The organism is Propionivibrio soli, assembly GCF_025770765.1.
GTDB classification, from domain to species: domain Bacteria; phylum Pseudomonadota; class Gammaproteobacteria; order Burkholderiales; family Rhodocyclaceae; genus Propionivibrio; species Propionivibrio soli.
In genome coordinates, this window is record NZ_JANZKY010000001.1 from 225,230 (window position 1) to 242,051 (window position 16,822).

Below are 16,822 nucleotides of genomic sequence, written 5' to 3' on the forward strand. Positions count from 1 at the left end.
TCTCCTACGCGATCCCGCTGTATCAGACGCCGGGCCACGCTCAGAAAACGGATCGGACAGAAGCTTCACCGACACGGCAACCGGCTGGTCATCGCGAAACCGAACCTTGCCTATCGCATGGTTCTATGCATTTCGCGCAGTGCGCTTCCGATGATCTGTAGAGAGGGCGGAATGGGCATCGGTTCCATCGACACGCGAACGGAATATTGCGGCGCTTGGCTCAGGAACAAGAATCGCATCCCGCTGCAAATCGTATGCCCGCGCAAAGGAACCACTTCTTCCTTCGCGCGAGTCAATGGCAGGCGATTAAGCTGTCAGCAATGCAGCGACGGCCTGCGGGTTGGAGGGAAAATAGAGGTGCATGTAGCTGGCGGTAAGGCGCTGCCGCCGATAAACCGCTTCGCCGGGCCGCCCGTCCGCATTTCGCGTCGAGCATAAGGGCACGAATGGGGAGTCCGCGGACGAAAAGTGAAAGCTATGGCCGCGCAGCACGCCTTCCGGAAGTTCGACTTCCTGCAGCCCGAGCCGGACCAAGCGCTTTTGCATCGTCGTGCGCCCCGGTAAAAGGCCACCTCCCTGGTGCTCGATACCGTTCCCGTCCACCAGTTGTTCAAAGAGCGCCATCATGCCGCCGCATTCGGCAAGCAACGGCTTGCCGGCGTCGACGTGCCGAGCCAGAGCGCGCCACAACGGACGATTAGCCGCCAGCGTTTCTGCATGCAACTCGGGGTAGCCGCCAGGAAGCCAGACAGCATCACACGTCGGCAGCGCAGCATCAGCAAGCGGTGAAAAATGGACGAGGCGCGCACCGAGCGCCTCGAGGCATTCCACGTTTGCCGGATAGATGAAGCAAAAGGCGGCATCGCGCGCGACGGCAACCGTCACCCCTTCAAGGCTCCGAGCAACCGTCGGCGATTTCGCTTCGGGAAACGGGACGGCCGGTGGAAGATCAGCCGCGGGTGTAGACGCCAAGTGATCCGCCATGCGGTCGATGCGACGGACAAGACCGTCGATTTCCGCCGCGGGCAGCAGGCCGAGATGACGTTCGGGCATCGCCGCTTCGGCATCCCGAGGTAAGTATCCGTACCACGCGATGTCTTCAGGCAAGCTGTCCCGCAATAGCGTGGCGTGATAAGCGCTTCCGACACGATTGGCGAAGGCGGCGTTGACCGGAGTACCCGGGCGATAGTGTTTGAGGCCATGGGCGATGGCGCCAAAACTCGCCGCCATTGCGGCACCGTCGATCACCGCCATGATCGGAATGCCGAGGTTGCGCGCGAGTTCGGCGGCCGACGGTTTGCCGTCGAACAGCCCCATGACGCCCTCGATCAGGACCAGGTCGGCCGAACGCGCCGCTTGCGCCAGGCGCCAGGCGGCGTCGTCCCGTCCGCACATCCACAAATCGATTGTTTGGCAGGCCGCACCGCTCGCCACAGCGTGAATCTGCGGATCGAGAAAATCCGGGCCGCATTTGAACACGCGAACGCGCCGCCCAAGCCGCGTATGCAACCGCGCCAAAGCCGCCACCACCGTCGTCTTTCCCTGGCCGGACGCCGGCGCGGCAACCAGCAGGGCTGGGCACGCCGGGCCTACCATTCCAGACCCGGCATGGCCTTCACGCCCGCACGGAAGGCGTGTTTCACCATTGTCATGTCAGTCACCGTGTCAGCCGCTGCAACGAGTTCTGGCGGTGCCGCCCGACCGGTAACGATCACATGCTGCATGCGCGGCCGTGCGCCGAACGCCGCGAGCACCGGTGCGATATCGAGCCAGCCGTACTTGAGGGCATAGGTGAATTCGTCGAGCACGACCAGACCCACTTGTGGGTCGGCAAGATACCGCGTGGCGATGGCCCAAGCGGCTTCGGCGGCCGCCTTATCCCGTTGGCTGTCCTGCGTCTCCCAGGTAAACCCTTCGCCCGATACATGCCAGTTCAACGCACCTGGTATCGTTTCAGCCACTCGCCGATAGAACGCTTCCTCACCGGTATCCGAGCGCCCTTTGACGAATTGGATGACCACGACCCGGAGGCCGTGACCGAGCGCTCGTGCCACGACACCGAAGGCGGCCGACGACTTGCCCTTGCCGTTACCGGTATTGACCACAAGGACGCCGCGCTCTTCCTGCGCGGCGGCAATGCTCTCGTCGACAACCGTTTTCTTGCGCTGCATGCGACGCGCGTGACGCGCCTCCTTGTCGGCCAGTTCAACGCCATTGCTTGCATTGCCGGTGATTGCACCGTTGCTGGTTTCGCTTTTGTTCATCGCTTTCCAATAGAAGAAAGGGAAGGATTCCACGCCTCGCCGGCAGGTATCTTGATCTATGGTCGCTCCGGACCCTAACCCCGGGCCGATGGGGCTTACTTGGGAATAAAGCTCACATGCCCGCCGCTCTCCACGGCAGCAAGCGGGTATTCGTAGAGATCAGAGAGCCGGTCCGCGTTCAATACCTCGGCGGCCGGCCCCGTTTCAACCTCACCGTCGCCATACACCAACAGCACACGGTCGCAAAAGCGACGAGCCAACGCGGGATCGTGCAGCACCATGGCCACGGCAGCGCCTTTCCGCGCGGCGTCGTCAAACAACTCGAGCATCGCGATCTGGTGCTTGAGGTCGAGGTAAGCGATTGGCTCGTCGAGCAGGAAAAGCTTCGGCTGTTGCGCAAGCAGCGTCGCAATGGCCAGCCGCTGCCGCTCGCCGCCGGACAACGTTTGAATATCGCGATCCTCGAACGCCGTCAGATCAACAGCCGCTAACGCGGCACGAACGATCGCCGCGTCCTTCTCCGTTTCCCAACCCCAACGGTCGAGGTGGGGATGGCGACCGACCAGTGCCGTTTCGAGCACTGTCGAAGCAAAGGCATCGCCACGCGCCTGCGGCAACCAACCACGCACCAGCGCGCTGCGGCGTGCGCCAAGGGTAGGGTAACTTTCACCGGCGATCAGGACGTCACCTGACAAGGGGGCTCGCAAGCCGGCGAGCACCGAAAGCAGGGTCGATTTTCCGGCACCATTGCGCCCGAGAATGGCGAGCCGTTCTCCCGCGTGTAACTGCAAGTCGAGGCCGCGGCAAAACACCTTGCTGCCGATGCCAACGGTCAACTGTCGCGTTTCGAGGACGGTGCCCGCCATCTGCGTAGGGCTCATTTCAGTGCCTCGCCTTGGCGTCCCGCGTAAGCAGGAACAGGAAGACCGGTACGCCGATCAACGCCGTGAGCACCCCGACGGGCAGCTGCTGTGGCGCCACGAGCGTGCGCGCCAGCGTATCGGCGACCACGAGCAGGCTGCCGCCGGCCAACGCCGACGCCGGCAGCAGGACGCGCTGGTCGTTGCCTACGGCGAGCCTGACGAGGTGCGGCACGATGAGTCCGACGAAGCCGATCGATCCTGCCTGTGTCACGGCTGCCGCGGTGGCGATCGATGCCGCCAGATAAACGCCGCGGCGCAACAGCGCGACTTGCACGCCGAGCGTTTGAGCGATGTCTGCCCCGCGCGTGAGCAGATTGAGCTCACGGGCGAAAGGAAGTGCAGCGCCGACGACGAGCGCGAGGACGGCGAGACCGAGCAGCGGATTGGTGGCCTGAGAAAGATCGCCCATCAGCCAGAAGACCATCCCGCGCAACTTGTCGTCGGGCGCGACGGCGAGCATTAATGCAACGAGCGCACCGCACCCCGAAGCGACAATGACGCCGGTGAGGAGCAGCCTGGTCTGGGTCCAGCTGCCGTCGCCGTGGGCGAGCCCGAAGACGACGACCATCGCTGCCAACGCGCCGATGAACGAGGCAACGTTGATCCCGAGGACACCCGCGCCAAGGAGAATGGCGAGAATCGCCCCGACGCTTGCCCCACCCGAAACGCCAAGAACGTAGGGATCGGCAAGCGGATTGCGCAGAAGAACCTGCAGCAGCGCACCAGCGATCGCCAACACACCACCGCACGCGAAACCGGCCAGCGCGCGCGGCAGACGCAGGTTGCGCACGATCTCGCCCGCGACACCGTCATCCCTTCCAAGCAATGCCGCGACAACATCGGCGAAGCCCACCTTCACGCTGCCGGCCACCAGTGCCAGCGCAAGGCTGACCACGGCCAGCCCGGCAAGGGCGGCAAGGATCAGCAGAGCGCGGCGGCGGGTCGGCATGGCGGTTTACTTCGGCTGGTAGCGGACTCCGACGAACACGGTCCGGCCGTCCGTTTCGTAGTCCTTGCGCAACTCATACTCGCGGTCGAACACGTTTCCGGCACGCGCAAAGAGCGTAAAGTCCTTGTCGAGCTGATAATCGGCACGCAGGGCAAGCGTGGTGTAGCCGCCGAGCCGCACGGTATTCGCCGTGTCGTTGTAGCGTGCTCCGGAAGCATACAGTTCGGCGCCCCAGGTCAGTTTGCCGAGCTTGTGATCGAAGCCGAGGGTGGCATGACGCCGGGCGCGCAGGATGAGTTGTTTTCCGGTCGTCTCATCGCGGTGGTTCTGGAAGTCGGCGCTGGCACGCAGTGTGACATCGCCGATCGCTTGCCGGCCGGTCAGCGTCACGCCTTCGAGTTTGGCCTTGCCCACGTTGTGCGGGTGCCATGAGAAGTTCGACGGATCACTGGGATCGTCGGGGCTCCACTGAATAAGATCGCTGACAATGTTGCGATACGCCGTGACCGAAGCGCTGGTAGACGCCGTATCGTAGTTAATGCCGACTTCACGGTTGCGCGACGTCTCTGGCTTGAGATTCGGGTTGCCGCCGCCGAAAAGCGGGTCATCCGGGAAATACAGGTCATTGAAGCTGGGCGCCTTAAATCCCGTCGACGCAGCCGCGCGTGCACGCCAACGCTCGTCGATCTGGTAGCCGTAGGCCGCGCCGCCGGTGGTTTTGTTTCCGAATTGCGAGTTACGGTCGTTACGCGCGTTCAACTGCAAGCGATGGTTGCTGAAACTACCCGTCCATCCGGCAATCAACGAATTGATCGTGCGTTCCGTCTCGGCATAGGTGCCTGACGTATCGATCGTTTGGCGCAGCGATTCAGCTGCCAACAGCAGCGAACCGAAGGGAATCTTGACGTCGTTCTGCCAGACGACCTGATCTTGATGCGTGCGGAAATCATCGCGCTCCGTCGGGCTCGAATGATCTTTGCTGTCGTCAGTCGAGCGACCGACGCGCAGGAAGCTCGTCCAGTTCGACGTAAGCCGGTTCTTCGAATACGCCGCATAGCTGTCGACGGTAGAGGTCGACCGGAAGTTGTAGTCGGTACGAGGCCTGAACGAAGCATCGTAATACAGTGCGTCATACTCATTGCGAGTCTGGCTGTGAAATACCTGTACGCCCAGTTCGTGCCCCTTGGCGAGATCGACCGAAACGTTGGCCGACGCGTTGAGGCTGGAATATCCATCGTTGTCGTCATTGAACTGGCCGTTCGACGAATCGCCGATCGCCGAAAATCCGTCGCTCGTCGCCTTACCCACACGCAAGCTGTAGTGAAGCGCGTTCGCTTGCCCACTCACGGCGGCATTCGCCTCCCGGGTATTGTGGCTGCCTGCGGCGACTTCCGCACTGACCGTCGGCTCTCCCTGACCCCGGCGGGTGAAGACCTGGATCACGCCGCCGATGGCATCCGAACCGTAAAGCGAGGAGGCCGAACCTTTGAGGATCTCGACGCGTTCTACCTGACTTAGCGGAATAGCCGCGATGTTCGGTGTACCAAGGGTCGCCGAACCGACACGCATACCGTCGATCAGCAGCAAGGTATGACCTGCGTTCGCTCCACGGATGTAGATGCTCGAACTCGCTCCCGGTCCGCCAAGCGAAGAGAATTCGACACCGCCCTCCCGACTGAGCAATTCGCCCAGGGTTTCCAGGGGACGAGCCTTTTCAATGTCTTCGCGGCTGATCACCGAAACGTCGCTCAGCAGTTCGTTGGCGCGCTGGGCTTGACGAGTTGCGGTAACGACAATGGCGCCGTCCGGGGTTTCGGCGGCGATGGCGGGAAAAGCGGCAAGCACCGCCAAAGCGGAGGCCGCAAGGGAACTGCGTGGATTCATGAGAGGTTTCTCCCTGTGCCCGGCAAGCGTCCCCGCACGCCGGCGCAAGTTAACAATCGGAGACCGTTAAGGGAGAAGACTTCGGGATAAGCTGCGTCGCGCAACCGGTACATTCCGTGTCCGCCTCCCCGCGGCACTTCCGTCTAATTACGCGAAGGCCGGTATCCGGGCTCGCAAGTTTTGACGCATCGCCTTCCCAGGCTTTCGCCCAGTGGCTAATCGACGCATCCACACTCGCTTACCGTTGCGGGGGCAGCACAGGCATAGTGCTCAACGCACGCACCTGTTTCCCGTTTATCCGCGTGGATTCATTGACTGAATCCATGTGCGGCACCTTGCACGTTTTCCGCCCCTTGGGAGTGGCGGAAGGCGGCATTATAGCGGAAAAGGGGTAACCTCCGCTGCCTGGCAAAGGAAATAAATCACATTCAAAACCGGAGCTTAGCCCTTGACTCGCCTTCGTTTTTGAAACTATAGTCGCCGCCATGGTGAACGAACTCAACGCGCTCGAAAGCAAGATTGCCCAGGTCGCCTCGCTTTGCCGCACACTGCGCGCGGAGAATGCGGAACTCAGGCAGCAACTCGCCGCCATTGAAGGCGAACGTCGGCGGCTCACCGAGCGGATGGACGCTGCGCGTACCCGACTCGAACAGCTCGCGGAACAGTTGCCGGCTGCGCAAGTCGAAGCCGTCGTCTGAGTTTGGACCCCGCCATGCCTAACGAAGCGAACTACCTCGACATCACACTCCTCGGCAAGGAATACCGCGTCGCCTGCCCGCCGGAAGAACGCGAGGCGCTACTCGCCGCCGTCGCCTACGTCGATGAGAAGATGCACGACATCGCCGAAAAAACGAAGAGCAACATCTCCGAACGCATTGCCGTCATGGCCGCACTGAACATTGCGCACGAACACCTGTCAAACCGGCGCCAGCCGGGGGAAACAGCCGCGATTCCATCAGCTGTTTCGGGGCCTGAATCGGGGCTAGACTTCGGCGCGGTTAAGCGTAGAATTTCGGACATGGAGGCGCAACTCGACGCGGTGCTGACGCCGCAAGAGAAGCTGTTGTAGGCCTCCGACGGCTGTTCCCTGCGGTGTTTGTCAAGGCCATATATTCCTTGAACCAATGCTAATTGGCGTCGGTCGCGAACCATCGAAGCTGCTGTTGTGCCCGCCCCTTAAGCCGGGCGAGCCTGATGCAGAAGGGAAGCGACCCCACTGAACTCCGGTTCAGGATGCCGGCCTAACGGCATTCGCGGGGACATTATTCGAAACGGCGTGGTCGGCGGATGCCTTCCACGCCGTTTTTTTGGCCCATGTTGGACGCAGCGCTTCGTCGCTATCGGGCAAAGCCCTCCCCGCCCAGCCGTTCGCCTTGCGGAGCCAGTTTCGCTCCCTGCCTTAACTTCCCTCACGCGAGGCACTCGCGAAGAGGCGGGCACGTTTGAACGTCGCCAGCGCCGCTCAGCCAGAGGCCAAGGGGGAACTTGTCGCCTCCAGGTGTGCCGAACGGCCTAACTACCAGCCCACAAGACTTCCAATGCTTCGCTTTGACAATCGCCTGGTGCGAGAAACACCCGGAGAGGAAAATCCTGCGCCACACTCGCATCAAGTGCTTGGCGCGCTGTGGTCGCCGGTATGGCCTACACCCGCCTCCAATCCCCGGCTGGTTGCCTATTCGCGAGAAATGGCACACGAACTTGGTCTTGCCAACGACGAGATTACGTCGTGGGATTGGGTTGCCGTGCTGGCCGGAAACGCCTTGCTTCCCGGAATGGCGACCTACGCGACATGCTATGGCGGTCACCAATTCGGTTCCTGGGCACGCCAACTCGGCGACGGCCGGGCGATTTTTCTCGGCGAGGCTGTGAATGGGGAAGGCCGGCGCTACGAACTCCAGCTCAAGGGCGCAGGAACCACGCCGTACTCGCGTCACGCCGACGGACGTGCCGTGATGCGCTCATCGATACGCGAGTTCCTCTGCAGCGAAGCGATGCACCACCTCGGGGTACCGACCACGCGGGCACTCTCGTTGGTAGCCACGGGCGATGCCGTGGTACGCGACATGTTCTATGACGGCCACCCGGTCCAGGAGCCAGGCGCCATCGTCTGCCGCGTCGCCCCTTCATTCCTGCGTTTTGGTCACTTCGAACTCCCAGCCTCGCGTGGCGACGAGGATCTGCTGCGACGCATCGTCGACTTCACGCTCACTCGCGATTTTCCGGAGTTTGCCGATGACGGCGAAGAGCGCATCGCCCGCTGGTTCGGCGAAGTCTGCGAAAGGACCGCGCGGCTCGTCGTCGATTGGACACGCGTCGGGTTCGTGCACGGAGTAATGAACACCGACAACATGTCGATCCTCGGATTGACCATCGACTACGGCCCGTACGGTTGGCTTGAAGACTTCGATCCGGCGTGGACGCCCAACACAACCGACGCCGACGGCCGCCGTTACTGTTTCGCCCGGCAGCCGGAAATCGCGCGGTGGAATCTCGAACGACTGGCTGAAGCCCTGAGCGTGGTAGCGGCAGAAGCGAGCGAAGTCACGTCGCAGCTGAATCGTTACAACGAAACGTATTCCCGCGAATTCCAGCGGGTGTTCGCCGCCAAGTTTGGGTTCAGCGCATGGCGCGAAAGCGATAGCACCTTGCTGGAACGCGCCTTCGAACTGATGCAGGCGGCCGAAGCAGACATGACGCTGTTTTTCCGCCACCTTGCCGACGTCGATGTCGGAACGCCGTCGGTCATTGCGTTGCAGGAAGCCTTCTACGACGATGAGCGTTTGGCCGCGCACACCGAGGCGCTAGCGCAGTGGCTGCACGACTGGGCGACGAGAATCCGCTCCCAGGACGAGCCGGCGGCAAACCGCATCGCCCGGATGAACGCGGTCAATCCGCGTTACGTGTTGCGCAACTACCTCGCCCAACAGGCGATCGAACGCGCGGAAAACGGCGACCCGCACATGATCTGGGAATTGCTCGACGTGCTGCGCCATCCGTACGACGACCAGCCAGGCCGGGAAAGCTTCGCTGCGCGGCGGCCGGAATGGGCACGACACAAGGCGGGCTGTTCGATGCTCTCGTGCAGTTCGTGAACACCACCCGGGCGATCCCGTAGAATGGCGCTTTCCGCGCAAGGAGGCCCGCATGCCCTATACGTCAGACCTCGTTCATGAACTGAACGCTTTGATCCTCTTCGACCTGGGTACCGGCCAACTCGGCATCAAGGTGCACAAGACAGCGGACGCCGCCGTCATCGCCGCCGTGCAGCGGCTATACGCTAAGGGTTTGGTGACGCAGACCGACGGCGGCTACCTGACGCGACTCGGACGGGAAGCGGCGGAGCATGCGCGAGTCATGCTCGGAATGCTGACTGACGGCGTGGCGGCTAGCGTTCACTAAGGCGGATTCCCGGCACAGGCGCCGTTGCTGCCTGTAGGCTGGAGAGAAAACGATCGGCGTTTTGAAAGCCGATGACGCGAACACCGCGTCGCTCATTGCCGGCCGCATCGAAAAAGACGATCCCCGGAGGCCCGAAGAGATTGAAACGGGCCAATAGCGCTTTGTCCGTTTCGGAGTTGGCTGTCACATCGGCCTGCAGAACGACCCAATCCTTCAATGCCCGTTGCACGCGCTGATCGGAAAAGGTGTCGCGCTCCATTTCCTTGCATGTCATGCACCAATCAGCATAGAAGTCGAGCATCACCGGCTTCCCGGCTGAATTGAGACGCGTGTCGAGTTCGGCAATTGATGTGACACGCTCGAAGCGCAAGGCGGACCGCTCCGCCGCCGGTTTCGCGCCAGCGATCGCCGACAGAGGCCGCAACGGGTCGCCGGCTCCAGACAGGGCTCCGACGAGCATCGCGGCCCCCGTCACCAACATGACGATGCCCACCCCCTTCCAGAATCGAGGCCAACCGCGAACGTGCGGCGGCAGCGGGTCGATTGCATTCAGGAACACCGCCGGAACAATCAACAGGGCGGCCCAACCCGCCATCTGCCACGCGACCGGAAGCACCGGTGAGACGATCCACAACGCCGAGGCGAGGAGAACGACGCCGAACGCCTTCTTCACGTTTTCCATCCACGGGCCGGACTTCGGCAGGAGCGTCCCGGCAGAGAGTCCAAGGGCAAGCAGCGGCGCGCCCATACCGAGCGCTAGGCAGAAAAGAACAAGGCCGCCCAGAACGGCATCGCCCGTCTGTCCAATGTAGAGTAGCGCGCCGGCCAGCGGAGCCGCCACGCAGGGACCGACGATCAACGCGGAAAGCGCGCCCATCACCGACACGCCAGCCAATCTCCCGCCACGTAGCCGGCCGGCTTCCTCAGAAACCTTACTTTGCAGAAAAGTCGGCAATTGCAGCTCATAGAAGCCGAACATCGACAACGCCAAGGCGACAAAAACGAGCGCGAAGACGCCGAGTGCCCACACATTCTGCAGAGACGACGAAAGCAGCGTCCCGCTGAGACCTGCGGCAATACCGGCAGCCGCGTAGGTAATCGCCATACCGAGAACGTAAGCGAGCGAAAGAGCAAAACCTCGAGCGTGCGAAACGCCGCGGCCTTCGCGTCCGGAGCCGACGATGATTCCGGACAGAATCGGAAACATGGGGAACATGCAGGGCGTAAACGAGAGGAGCAGCCCGAAACCGAAAAAGATGCTGGCAAGCAGCCACGGTTCGGTATGCGCAAAAAGGCCCGCGATGCGTCCCGATTCATCGGCAGAGGCCGCTTCCGGCGGTGCGGCCGGTGTACTGGCCGGATCGGGCAACTCAAGGCTCAGTGTCTGCTTTTGCGGCGGATAACACACGCCGATGTCGGCGCATCCTTGCGACGTCACCGAGAGAACGAGCGGCAATGTACCCGAACTGTTGCGCTCGACGGGCAAGCGGATCGCCACGTCTCGATAATAAACCTCTACCTTGCCAAAGGTATCGTCGAGTTTTTCCTTGCCGAGCGGCAACGCCGGCGACCCAAGCTGTACACTTGCCGGCTCGGCGGAGAAGCGAAACTTGTCGCGGTACAGGTAATAGTCTTTGGCGATTGAGAAGCGGATCTCAATGGTCTGGCCATCGAGCGCCTTTGCCGTTGGCTTGAAAGCTTCCGACGGCGGCAACAAATCGCCGGCAACAGCACCGCCTGCCCACAGAAGAAGGAGGCAGAGCGCGTGCCGCAGAAAAATGCGAATCATGGCGATAGCCAGTTTTCGGCCTGCGTCTCAGCCATGACCCATGCCAGGTAGCCGGGCAGGCCCCGTGTGATGGGAACGGCGATGATTTCCGGCGTTTCGTATGGATGGCCCTCGCAAATCGCCTTCTCAAGCGCCGGATAACACGCCTCTGTGGTCTTGATCAGCAAAGGCACCTCGTCCACGGATTCAACAACGCCTTTCCAGCGATAGATCGAGTGGCACGGAGACAAGATATTGGCGCAGGCGGCGAGCCGTTTTTCAACGATCTTTTCCGCCAGCGCATTCGCGGTTTCGATATCGGGCAGATTGGTCAGTACGAGCAAAGTATTCATTTGCGGATTCCCCGACGGGGCCGATCTCACGCTTCGGACACCATCGCCCAGCGTTCGTTGTCGCCGCCGCGGTCGACCAGGCGGTCAAGCCGCCAGGCAAGCCGGGTCTGCTCGCGACCGTCCGACAAGCGCATGGACAGCGCCCGCGCCGGCAGGCCGGCCGGGAGGATCGCCACCCGTGCTTCATCGCCGGTTTCTCCCGGAAGTACGAGCGCCGGATAGAAGCCGGCCTTCCCTGTCGGGCGCTCACGGATCTCCACCAGAAGTGGGGCCGGCCGCCCAGGCAGAAGAACGACCGTCACTACGAGGCCTTCGTTCCGTGCGTACAAGCCGGTGATCGATGCGAGGTCGTAGGAAGCGGCATCGGCACGACGCAAGCCGAGCACCGCACCGAAGGTCAAACGCGCGTCGCCACTCGATGGGCGCCGGAACAACTGGATCTCTTCGCTCTGCCGCTTCAGGATATCCCAGGATTCGGCGGCTTTCTCGGCATCGCTCTCGGCGTGGACGACGACATGATCGAAAACCGCCAGTTGTTCATGGCTCAAGCGATCGCCGTAGGCGGCGGCCGGCGTCTCAGATTCTTTCAATCCACGACCGCCGAGCGCTCGGTAGATGTTCTCCATGCCTGGTAGAACCGTTACAGAACCGTCCGTGGCGCCAGGCTCGGGCACGGACAGCACAGGAAAGCGGAGATGGTCGGAAAGGAGATTCAGCAGCGCGACGCAAGCCGGCCCTGAAAGCGTATTACCAAGCTTCAAGCTCTCGGGAGATTCACCTTCAGCTAGCATTCCCGCCCGTTTGCGCATCTTGCGCATGATGTTCGTCAACGACAGCCAGCGGGCGACATCGGCCGGCTGGGCGTTGCCGTGGATGGGCTGGTCCTGGGCGAGATCGATGGCCAGACAGCACGCTCGCGGATTATCGTCCGGCAAGTCGAGCACATCGGCCTGCTCGCGCCAGCGCGAGAACCATTGCGCAGTGGCGGCAAACTGCCCGTGGGACAGCGCGAAAGGCCGCGCGAGATGAAGCAAGAGCGCCATTGCGTACTGGCCGCTGACCGTTGACTCGCGCGTTTCGCCGAGCAAGGAGTCCTCGACCGGCTCGCGCACCACCCCCAGTTTTTCCGCCGAGGCCAGAACAGCATGCAGAGTGCCCCAGAACCCGGGGGCCAATTCATTCGACGCCGCATAGCAGGCGAGTTGCTCCATGCGCAAACATGAGAGAACGCGATGCGCCATGCGCGCGCTATAGCGGACTACGGCCGGATCACGGTCGAGGCAAGCTCGCAGGCAATGCAGATAGGCAACGGCGTACGCGCGCCACAAACGACGGGCCGCTTCGAAGACGAGCTTCTCCTGGGAAAGCAGGGGCAGAGGTTTCCCCTCGTAGCGTCGCTGACATTCGCGGCTGACGGCAAATGCCGACTTGCGCAAAACTTCCAGCGTTTTGTAACGCTCGCGCGGCGGCATCGACAGGGTGTCGAGCGCATGAATCTGCGTGGCGAGAGCGTTCAGCATTGCCGGGGCGTTGGCTTGCGGCTGTTCGGCCAGCCAACGCGCGGCACTCACGGAATCGGAGAACGCACCCCTGTTCTCCGCTTGCGTTTCCGGCAAAGAAAACCAGGTCATGGACGGTTCCCCTTCAGGATCCTGGCCGCCAAATTGGGCCAGATCGACGGCGCGGCGCGACAATGCCGCGCCGCTGCCCGCTCAACGGCTTGTTTCAGTCCTCCGTGTGTATCCCGGATAAGACGCGACCGCTTATTTCTTCGGGTCTTCGCAAAGCTCAAGGAGAACGCCGCGCGTTGCCTTCGGGTGTACAAATGCAATGTCGAGCCCCTCGGCGCCCTTGCGTGGCGATTTGTCGATCAGTTGCACGCCCTTGCCCTCAAGTTCGGTCAGGCTGGCTTGCAGGCCGTTCGCCGCCAGGGCGATGTGGTGCACGCCTTCGCCCTTCTTCTCGATGAACTTGCCGATCGGGCCTTCCGGATCGGTCGACTCGAGGAGTTCGATCTTCGACTGGCCAACCTTGAAGAACGCCGTCTTGACCTTCTGTTCCTTGACTTCCTCGACCGCGTAGCACTTCAGGCCAAGTTGCTTTTCCCAGAACGGGATTGCTTCCTCGAGGCTTTTCACGGCGATTCCGATGTGTTCGATATGTGACAGATTCATTGCCCTTTTCCTTTGGATGATGATGAAAACCGGTTGAAATCCGAAAGCTCGATTATCCGCCAAAACGGCGCCACTGACAGCCTACGCGGCCAGGGCCGCCATACCGCGCATCTTCTCTGCTTTTACGCTGGTCGCCTGCAGGTCCACGCCCACATCGCGATTCCCGCCGCGACCATGGGTAGGGAAAGCCACTGCCCCATACTGATCACTTCAGAGAGTCCGAAGATTCCGGCGTCCGGCGTGCGGAAATACTCGGCGATGAAACGGAAGGCGCCATAGCCGATGAGGAAGACCCCGGACACCGCCCCGCTGGGTCGCGGACGGCGAGCGTAGAACCAGAGGATGAAAAACAGCAGGATGCCCTCCATCCCCGCTTGGTAGAGCTGCGAGGGGTGGCGCGGCAGTTGATCGACGTGCGGAAAAATCATCGCCCAGGGCAAACTTGGGTCGGCGACACGACCCCATAACTCGCCGTTGATGAAGTTGCCGATGCGGCCGGTGGCGAGCCCGAGCGGGACTAGGGGCGCGATGAAGTCCGTGATGTCGAGCCATCGACGTTGCACCTTGCGCGCATACAGGACCATTGCGGCCAGCACGCCGAGAAACCCGCCGTGGAAAGACATGCCGCCTTTCCAGACGGCAACGATCTCCAGCGGGTGCGTCAGGTAGTAGCCTGGTTCGTAAAACAGAACCTGGCCAAGACGGCCACCGACGATCACGCCGATGACCCCATAGAACAACAGGTCGTCCAATTGCTGTACTGACCAGCCGGCCTGTGCCACATGCGGCTGCGTTTCGATTCTCCGCTTGCCGAGGAACCAGAATTGCAGGAACGCGAGCAAATACATCAACCCGTACCAACGCACGGAAAGCGGTCCGAGAGAAAAAGCAACGGGATCGAACTGAGGATGAATCAACATGGAGGAGACCTTCGGGAAAGGCGCTACGAGCACGGCGCATCGAAAAGCGGTGCAAGGCGGCTGATTCTAGCGCGAACGCCGATAATGGGGAAAAACCCACCTGTGCTCATGGGTTATCGATGTCCCAAGGGTTGTTGTGAGCGATCTAGCAGAGTCGCGCCACACAGCACAGACCGGCTGCGCGTGCAGGCAGTCATTGCCCGGCATCTTGGGTAGAATGATTCTTTCGCTTCGACCGATTCCGTACTGGAGACTTCCCATGCCTGACTATCGTTCCCGCACTTCAACCCATGGCCGCAACATGGCCGGCGCACGCGCCTTGTGGCGAGCCACCGGGATGAAGGACGGCGATTTCGGCAAACCGATCATTGCCGTCGTCAATTCGTTTACTCAATTCGTCCCCGGCCACGTCCACCTGAAGGATCTGGGCCAGTTGGTCGCCCGTGAAATCGAGGCGGCGGGCGGTATCGCCAAGGAGTTCAACACGATCGCCATCGACGACGGCATCGCCATGGGCCACGATGGCATGCTCTATTCGCTGCCCTCCCGCGACTTGATTGCCGATTCGGTCGAATACATGGTCAACGCGCACTGCGCGGATGCGATGGTATGCATCTCGAATTGCGACAAGATCACGCCTGGAATGTTAATGGCCGCCATGCGCGTCAACATCCCGACGATCTTCGTTTCCGGAGGCCCAATGGAAGCCGGCAAAGCCGTCCTCAACGGCAAGACCATCCATCTCGATCTGATCGATGCCATGGTCAAGGCGGCAGACAGCAACGTCTCCGACGCCGAAGTCGATGCAGTCGAGCGATCCGCCTGCCCAACTTGCGGCTCGTGCTCCGGAATGTTCACCGCCAATTCGATGAACTGCCTGACCGAGGCGCTCGGCCTTTCGCTGCCGGGCAACGGCACCGTCGTCGCCACGCACGCCGACCGCAAAGAACTGTTCCTGAAAGCCGGCCGCCAGATCGTTGAGCTATGCCGCCGCTATTACGAGCACGACGACGCATCGGCTCTGCCGCGCGGCATTGCCACGTTCGAGGCTTTCGAGAATGCCATGACGCTCGACATCGCCATGGGTGGGTCGACGAACACCGTGCTGCACCTGCTCGCCGTGGCGCAGGAGGCGGAGGTCGATTTCACGATGGCCGACATCGACCGGTTGTCGCGGAAGGTGCCCTGTCTGTGCAAGGTGGCACCAGCAACTGAGAAATACCACATCGAGGACGTACATCGCGCCGGCGGCATCGTCGGCATCCTCGGCGAACTCGATCGCTGCGGCCTGATTCACCGCCACGTCGCAACCATTCACACCAAGACGATCGGCGAGGCCCTCGACATCTGGGACGTGATGCACCGAGCGCATGATCTGAAAGTACACAACTTCTATCGTGCGGCTCCGGGCGGCGTTCCAACGCAGGTCGCCTTCTCACAGAACAAGCGCTATAACGAGCTCGATCTCGACCGGACGCACGGTTGCATTCGCGACCGGGCAAACGCCTACTCGCAGGAAGGCGGCCTCGCGGTCCTCTACGGAAACATCGCGCTGGATGGCTGTATCGTAAAAACGGCGGGCGTCGACGAGAGCATCTGGAAGTTCAGCGGTAAGGCGCGCGTGTTCGAAAGCCAGGACGAAGCGTCTCAGGCCATTCTGGCCGAAACGGTTCACCCCGGCGACGTGGTGGTGATCCGGTATGAAGGGCCCAAAGGCGGTCCTGGCATGCAGGAAATGCTGTACCCGACCTCGTATCTGAAATCCAAAGGGCTCGGCAAAACCTGCGCGTTGCTCACCGACGGCCGCTTCTCGGGTGGCAGTTCCGGCCTGTCGATCGGCCACGTTTCGCCGGAAGCTGCGGAAGGCGGCGCCATCGGACTGATCGAAGAAGGAGACGTGATCGAATTCGATATCCCGAACCGGCGGATTCACCTCGCCGTCCCGGACGCCGCGCTCAAATCGCGGCGCGAGGCGATGGAGGACCGAGGCGAGAAAGCCTGGCAACCCGCCAAAGTACGCCCCCGCCGTGTAAGCAAGGCGTTGCAGGCCTACGCCCTGATGGCAACGTCGGCCGCGAAGGGCGCCGTGCGCGACGTCAGCCAGCTCATCCGCCGTTGATACGTCGGCCCGGTAATAACCATTTCGTTGATATGGGAACCGTCCGCTCAGCGGGCGGTCCACCCCAGC

Annotated in this window: 15 protein-coding genes, 1 other RNA gene and 1 riboswitch; of the genes, 6 read left to right on the forward strand and 10 right to left on the reverse strand. The window is 61.9% G+C overall.

Features of this window, described 5'->3' with window-relative positions; all coding sequences use genetic code 11:
• Positions 1–306: 306 nt before the first annotated feature.
• The 5 genes from NZ453_RS01015 to NZ453_RS01035 all read right to left on the reverse strand — a co-directional run bounded on the left by NZ453_RS01015 (position 307) and on the right by NZ453_RS01035 (position 6,020).
• Complete coding sequence (locus NZ453_RS01015; protein ID WP_263768408.1) at positions 307–1,596, reverse strand: cobyrinic acid a,c-diamide synthase CobB; 1,290 nt, start codon at positions 1,594–1,596, stop codon at positions 307–309.
• Positions 1,590–2,264 carry a cob(I)yrinic acid a,c-diamide adenosyltransferase gene (cobO, locus tag NZ453_RS01020; protein ID WP_263768409.1) on the reverse strand — a complete coding sequence of 225 codons (675 nt, stop codon included), beginning with the start codon at positions 2,262–2,264 and terminating at the stop codon, positions 1,590–1,592. The genes NZ453_RS01015 and cobO overlap by 7 nt, the downstream gene beginning before the upstream one ends.
• A gap of 95 nt (positions 2,265–2,359) precedes the next feature.
• Positions 2,360–3,145, reverse strand: a complete 786-nt coding sequence (locus NZ453_RS01025) for an ABC transporter ATP-binding protein (protein ID WP_263768410.1) — start codon at positions 3,143–3,145, stop codon at positions 2,360–2,362.
• Between the two features lies 1 nt (position 3,146).
• Positions 3,147–4,136, reverse strand: coding sequence for a FecCD family ABC transporter permease (locus NZ453_RS01030; RefSeq protein WP_263768411.1), 990 nt, complete (start codon positions 4,134–4,136; stop codon positions 3,147–3,149).
• 6 nt (positions 4,137–4,142) lie between these two features.
• The gene (locus NZ453_RS01035; protein WP_263768412.1) at positions 4,143–6,020 is read right to left on the reverse strand and encodes a TonB-dependent receptor domain-containing protein; all 1,878 of its coding nucleotides are present in this window, start codon (positions 6,018–6,020) and stop codon (positions 4,143–4,145) included.
• Between the two features lie 138 nt (positions 6,021–6,158).
• A riboswitch (cobalamin riboswitch) is annotated at positions 6,159–6,373 on the reverse strand.
• Between the two features lie 132 nt (positions 6,374–6,505).
• Between NZ453_RS01035 and NZ453_RS01040 the strand changes: the two genes are divergently transcribed.
• From NZ453_RS01040 to NZ453_RS01055, 5 genes are all read left to right on the forward strand, one after another.
• Positions 6,506–6,718, forward strand: a complete 213-nt coding sequence (locus NZ453_RS01040) for a hypothetical protein (protein WP_263768413.1) — start codon at positions 6,506–6,508, stop codon at positions 6,716–6,718.
• Positions 6,719–6,732: 14 nt separating this feature from the next.
• The gene (locus tag NZ453_RS01045; protein WP_263768414.1) at positions 6,733–7,089 is read left to right on the forward strand and encodes a cell division protein ZapA; all 357 of its coding nucleotides are present in this window, start codon (positions 6,733–6,735) and stop codon (positions 7,087–7,089) included.
• Between the two features lie 12 nt (positions 7,090–7,101).
• Positions 7,102–7,284, forward strand: a non-coding RNA gene (ssrS, locus tag NZ453_RS22260) — 6S RNA.
• Positions 7,285–7,558: 274 nt separating this feature from the next.
• On the forward strand, positions 7,559–9,112 hold the full coding sequence (locus NZ453_RS01050; protein ID WP_263768415.1) for a protein adenylyltransferase SelO: 1,554 nt from the start codon (positions 7,559–7,561) through the stop codon (positions 9,110–9,112).
• Between the two features lie 52 nt (positions 9,113–9,164).
• Positions 9,165–9,419 carry a TIGR02647 family protein gene (locus NZ453_RS01055; protein ID WP_263768416.1) on the forward strand — a complete coding sequence of 85 codons (255 nt, stop codon included), beginning with the start codon at positions 9,165–9,167 and terminating at the stop codon, positions 9,417–9,419.
• On the opposite strand, the gene dsbD is transcribed toward NZ453_RS01055, so the two are convergent.
• The 5 genes from dsbD to lgt all read right to left on the reverse strand — a co-directional run bounded on the left by dsbD (position 9,406) and on the right by lgt (position 14,634).
• Positions 9,406–11,208 carry a protein-disulfide reductase DsbD gene (gene dsbD / locus NZ453_RS01060; protein ID WP_263768417.1) on the reverse strand — a complete coding sequence of 601 codons (1,803 nt, stop codon included), beginning with the start codon at positions 11,206–11,208 and terminating at the stop codon, positions 9,406–9,408. The two genes, NZ453_RS01055 and dsbD, sit on opposite strands and share 14 nt — an antisense overlap.
• Positions 11,205–11,540 carry a divalent-cation tolerance protein CutA gene (gene cutA, locus NZ453_RS01065; protein ID WP_263768418.1) on the reverse strand — a complete coding sequence of 112 codons (336 nt, stop codon included), beginning with the start codon at positions 11,538–11,540 and terminating at the stop codon, positions 11,205–11,207. The genes dsbD and cutA overlap by 4 nt, the downstream gene beginning before the upstream one ends.
• Before the next feature lie 26 nt (positions 11,541–11,566).
• Positions 11,567–13,171 carry a hypothetical protein gene (locus NZ453_RS01070; protein ID WP_263768419.1) on the reverse strand — a complete coding sequence of 535 codons (1,605 nt, stop codon included), beginning with the start codon at positions 13,169–13,171 and terminating at the stop codon, positions 11,567–11,569.
• Positions 13,172–13,303: 132 nt separating this feature from the next.
• Positions 13,304–13,714 carry a methylmalonyl-CoA epimerase gene (mce, locus tag NZ453_RS01075; protein ID WP_263768420.1) on the reverse strand — a complete coding sequence of 137 codons (411 nt, stop codon included), beginning with the start codon at positions 13,712–13,714 and terminating at the stop codon, positions 13,304–13,306.
• A gap of 122 nt (positions 13,715–13,836) precedes the next feature.
• Positions 13,837–14,634, reverse strand: a complete 798-nt coding sequence (gene lgt / locus NZ453_RS01080) for a prolipoprotein diacylglyceryl transferase (protein ID WP_263768421.1) — start codon at positions 14,632–14,634, stop codon at positions 13,837–13,839.
• 259 nt (positions 14,635–14,893) lie between these two features.
• On the opposite strand from lgt, the gene ilvD reads away from it, so the two are divergent.
• Entirely contained in the window at positions 14,894–16,753 is a 1,860-nt protein-coding gene (gene ilvD, locus NZ453_RS01085; RefSeq protein WP_263768422.1) for a dihydroxy-acid dehydratase, read from the forward strand.
• The last annotated feature ends 69 nt before the right edge of the window (positions 16,754–16,822 follow it).

Coding starts and splice junctions, on each gene's coding strand:
- NZ453_RS01040 (WP_263768413.1), top strand. CDS start 6,506: ATGGTGAACGAACTCAACGCGCTCGAAAGCAAGATTGCCCAGGTCGCC.
- lgt (WP_263768421.1), bottom strand. CDS start 14,634: ATGTTGATTCATCCTCAGTTCGATCCCGTTGCTTTTTCTCTCGGACCG.
- NZ453_RS01055 (WP_263768416.1), top strand. CDS start 9,165: ATGCCCTATACGTCAGACCTCGTTCATGAACTGAACGCTTTGATCCTC.
- NZ453_RS01050 (WP_263768415.1), top strand. CDS start 7,559: ATGCTTCGCTTTGACAATCGCCTGGTGCGAGAAACACCCGGAGAGGAA.
- NZ453_RS01030 (WP_263768411.1), bottom strand. CDS start 4,136: ATGCCGACCCGCCGCCGCGCTCTGCTGATCCTTGCCGCCCTTGCCGGG.
- NZ453_RS01025 (WP_263768410.1), bottom strand. CDS start 3,145: ATGAGCCCTACGCAGATGGCGGGCACCGTCCTCGAAACGCGACAGTTG.
- ilvD (WP_263768422.1), top strand. CDS start 14,894: ATGCCTGACTATCGTTCCCGCACTTCAACCCATGGCCGCAACATGGCC.
- dsbD (WP_263768417.1), bottom strand. CDS start 11,208: ATGATTCGCATTTTTCTGCGGCACGCGCTCTGCCTCCTTCTTCTGTGG.
- NZ453_RS01070 (WP_263768419.1), bottom strand. CDS start 13,171: ATGACCTGGTTTTCTTTGCCGGAAACGCAAGCGGAGAACAGGGGTGCG.
- mce (WP_263768420.1), bottom strand. CDS start 13,714: ATGAATCTGTCACATATCGAACACATCGGAATCGCCGTGAAAAGCCTC.
- cutA (WP_263768418.1), bottom strand. CDS start 11,540: ATGAATACTTTGCTCGTACTGACCAATCTGCCCGATATCGAAACCGCG.
- NZ453_RS01015 (WP_263768408.1), bottom strand. CDS start 1,596: ATGGTAGGCCCGGCGTGCCCAGCCCTGCTGGTTGCCGCGCCGGCGTCC.
- NZ453_RS01035 (WP_263768412.1), bottom strand. CDS start 6,020: ATGAATCCACGCAGTTCCCTTGCGGCCTCCGCTTTGGCGGTGCTTGCC.
- cobO (WP_263768409.1), bottom strand. CDS start 2,264: ATGAACAAAAGCGAAACCAGCAACGGTGCAATCACCGGCAATGCAAGC.
- NZ453_RS01045 (WP_263768414.1), top strand. CDS start 6,733: ATGCCTAACGAAGCGAACTACCTCGACATCACACTCCTCGGCAAGGAA.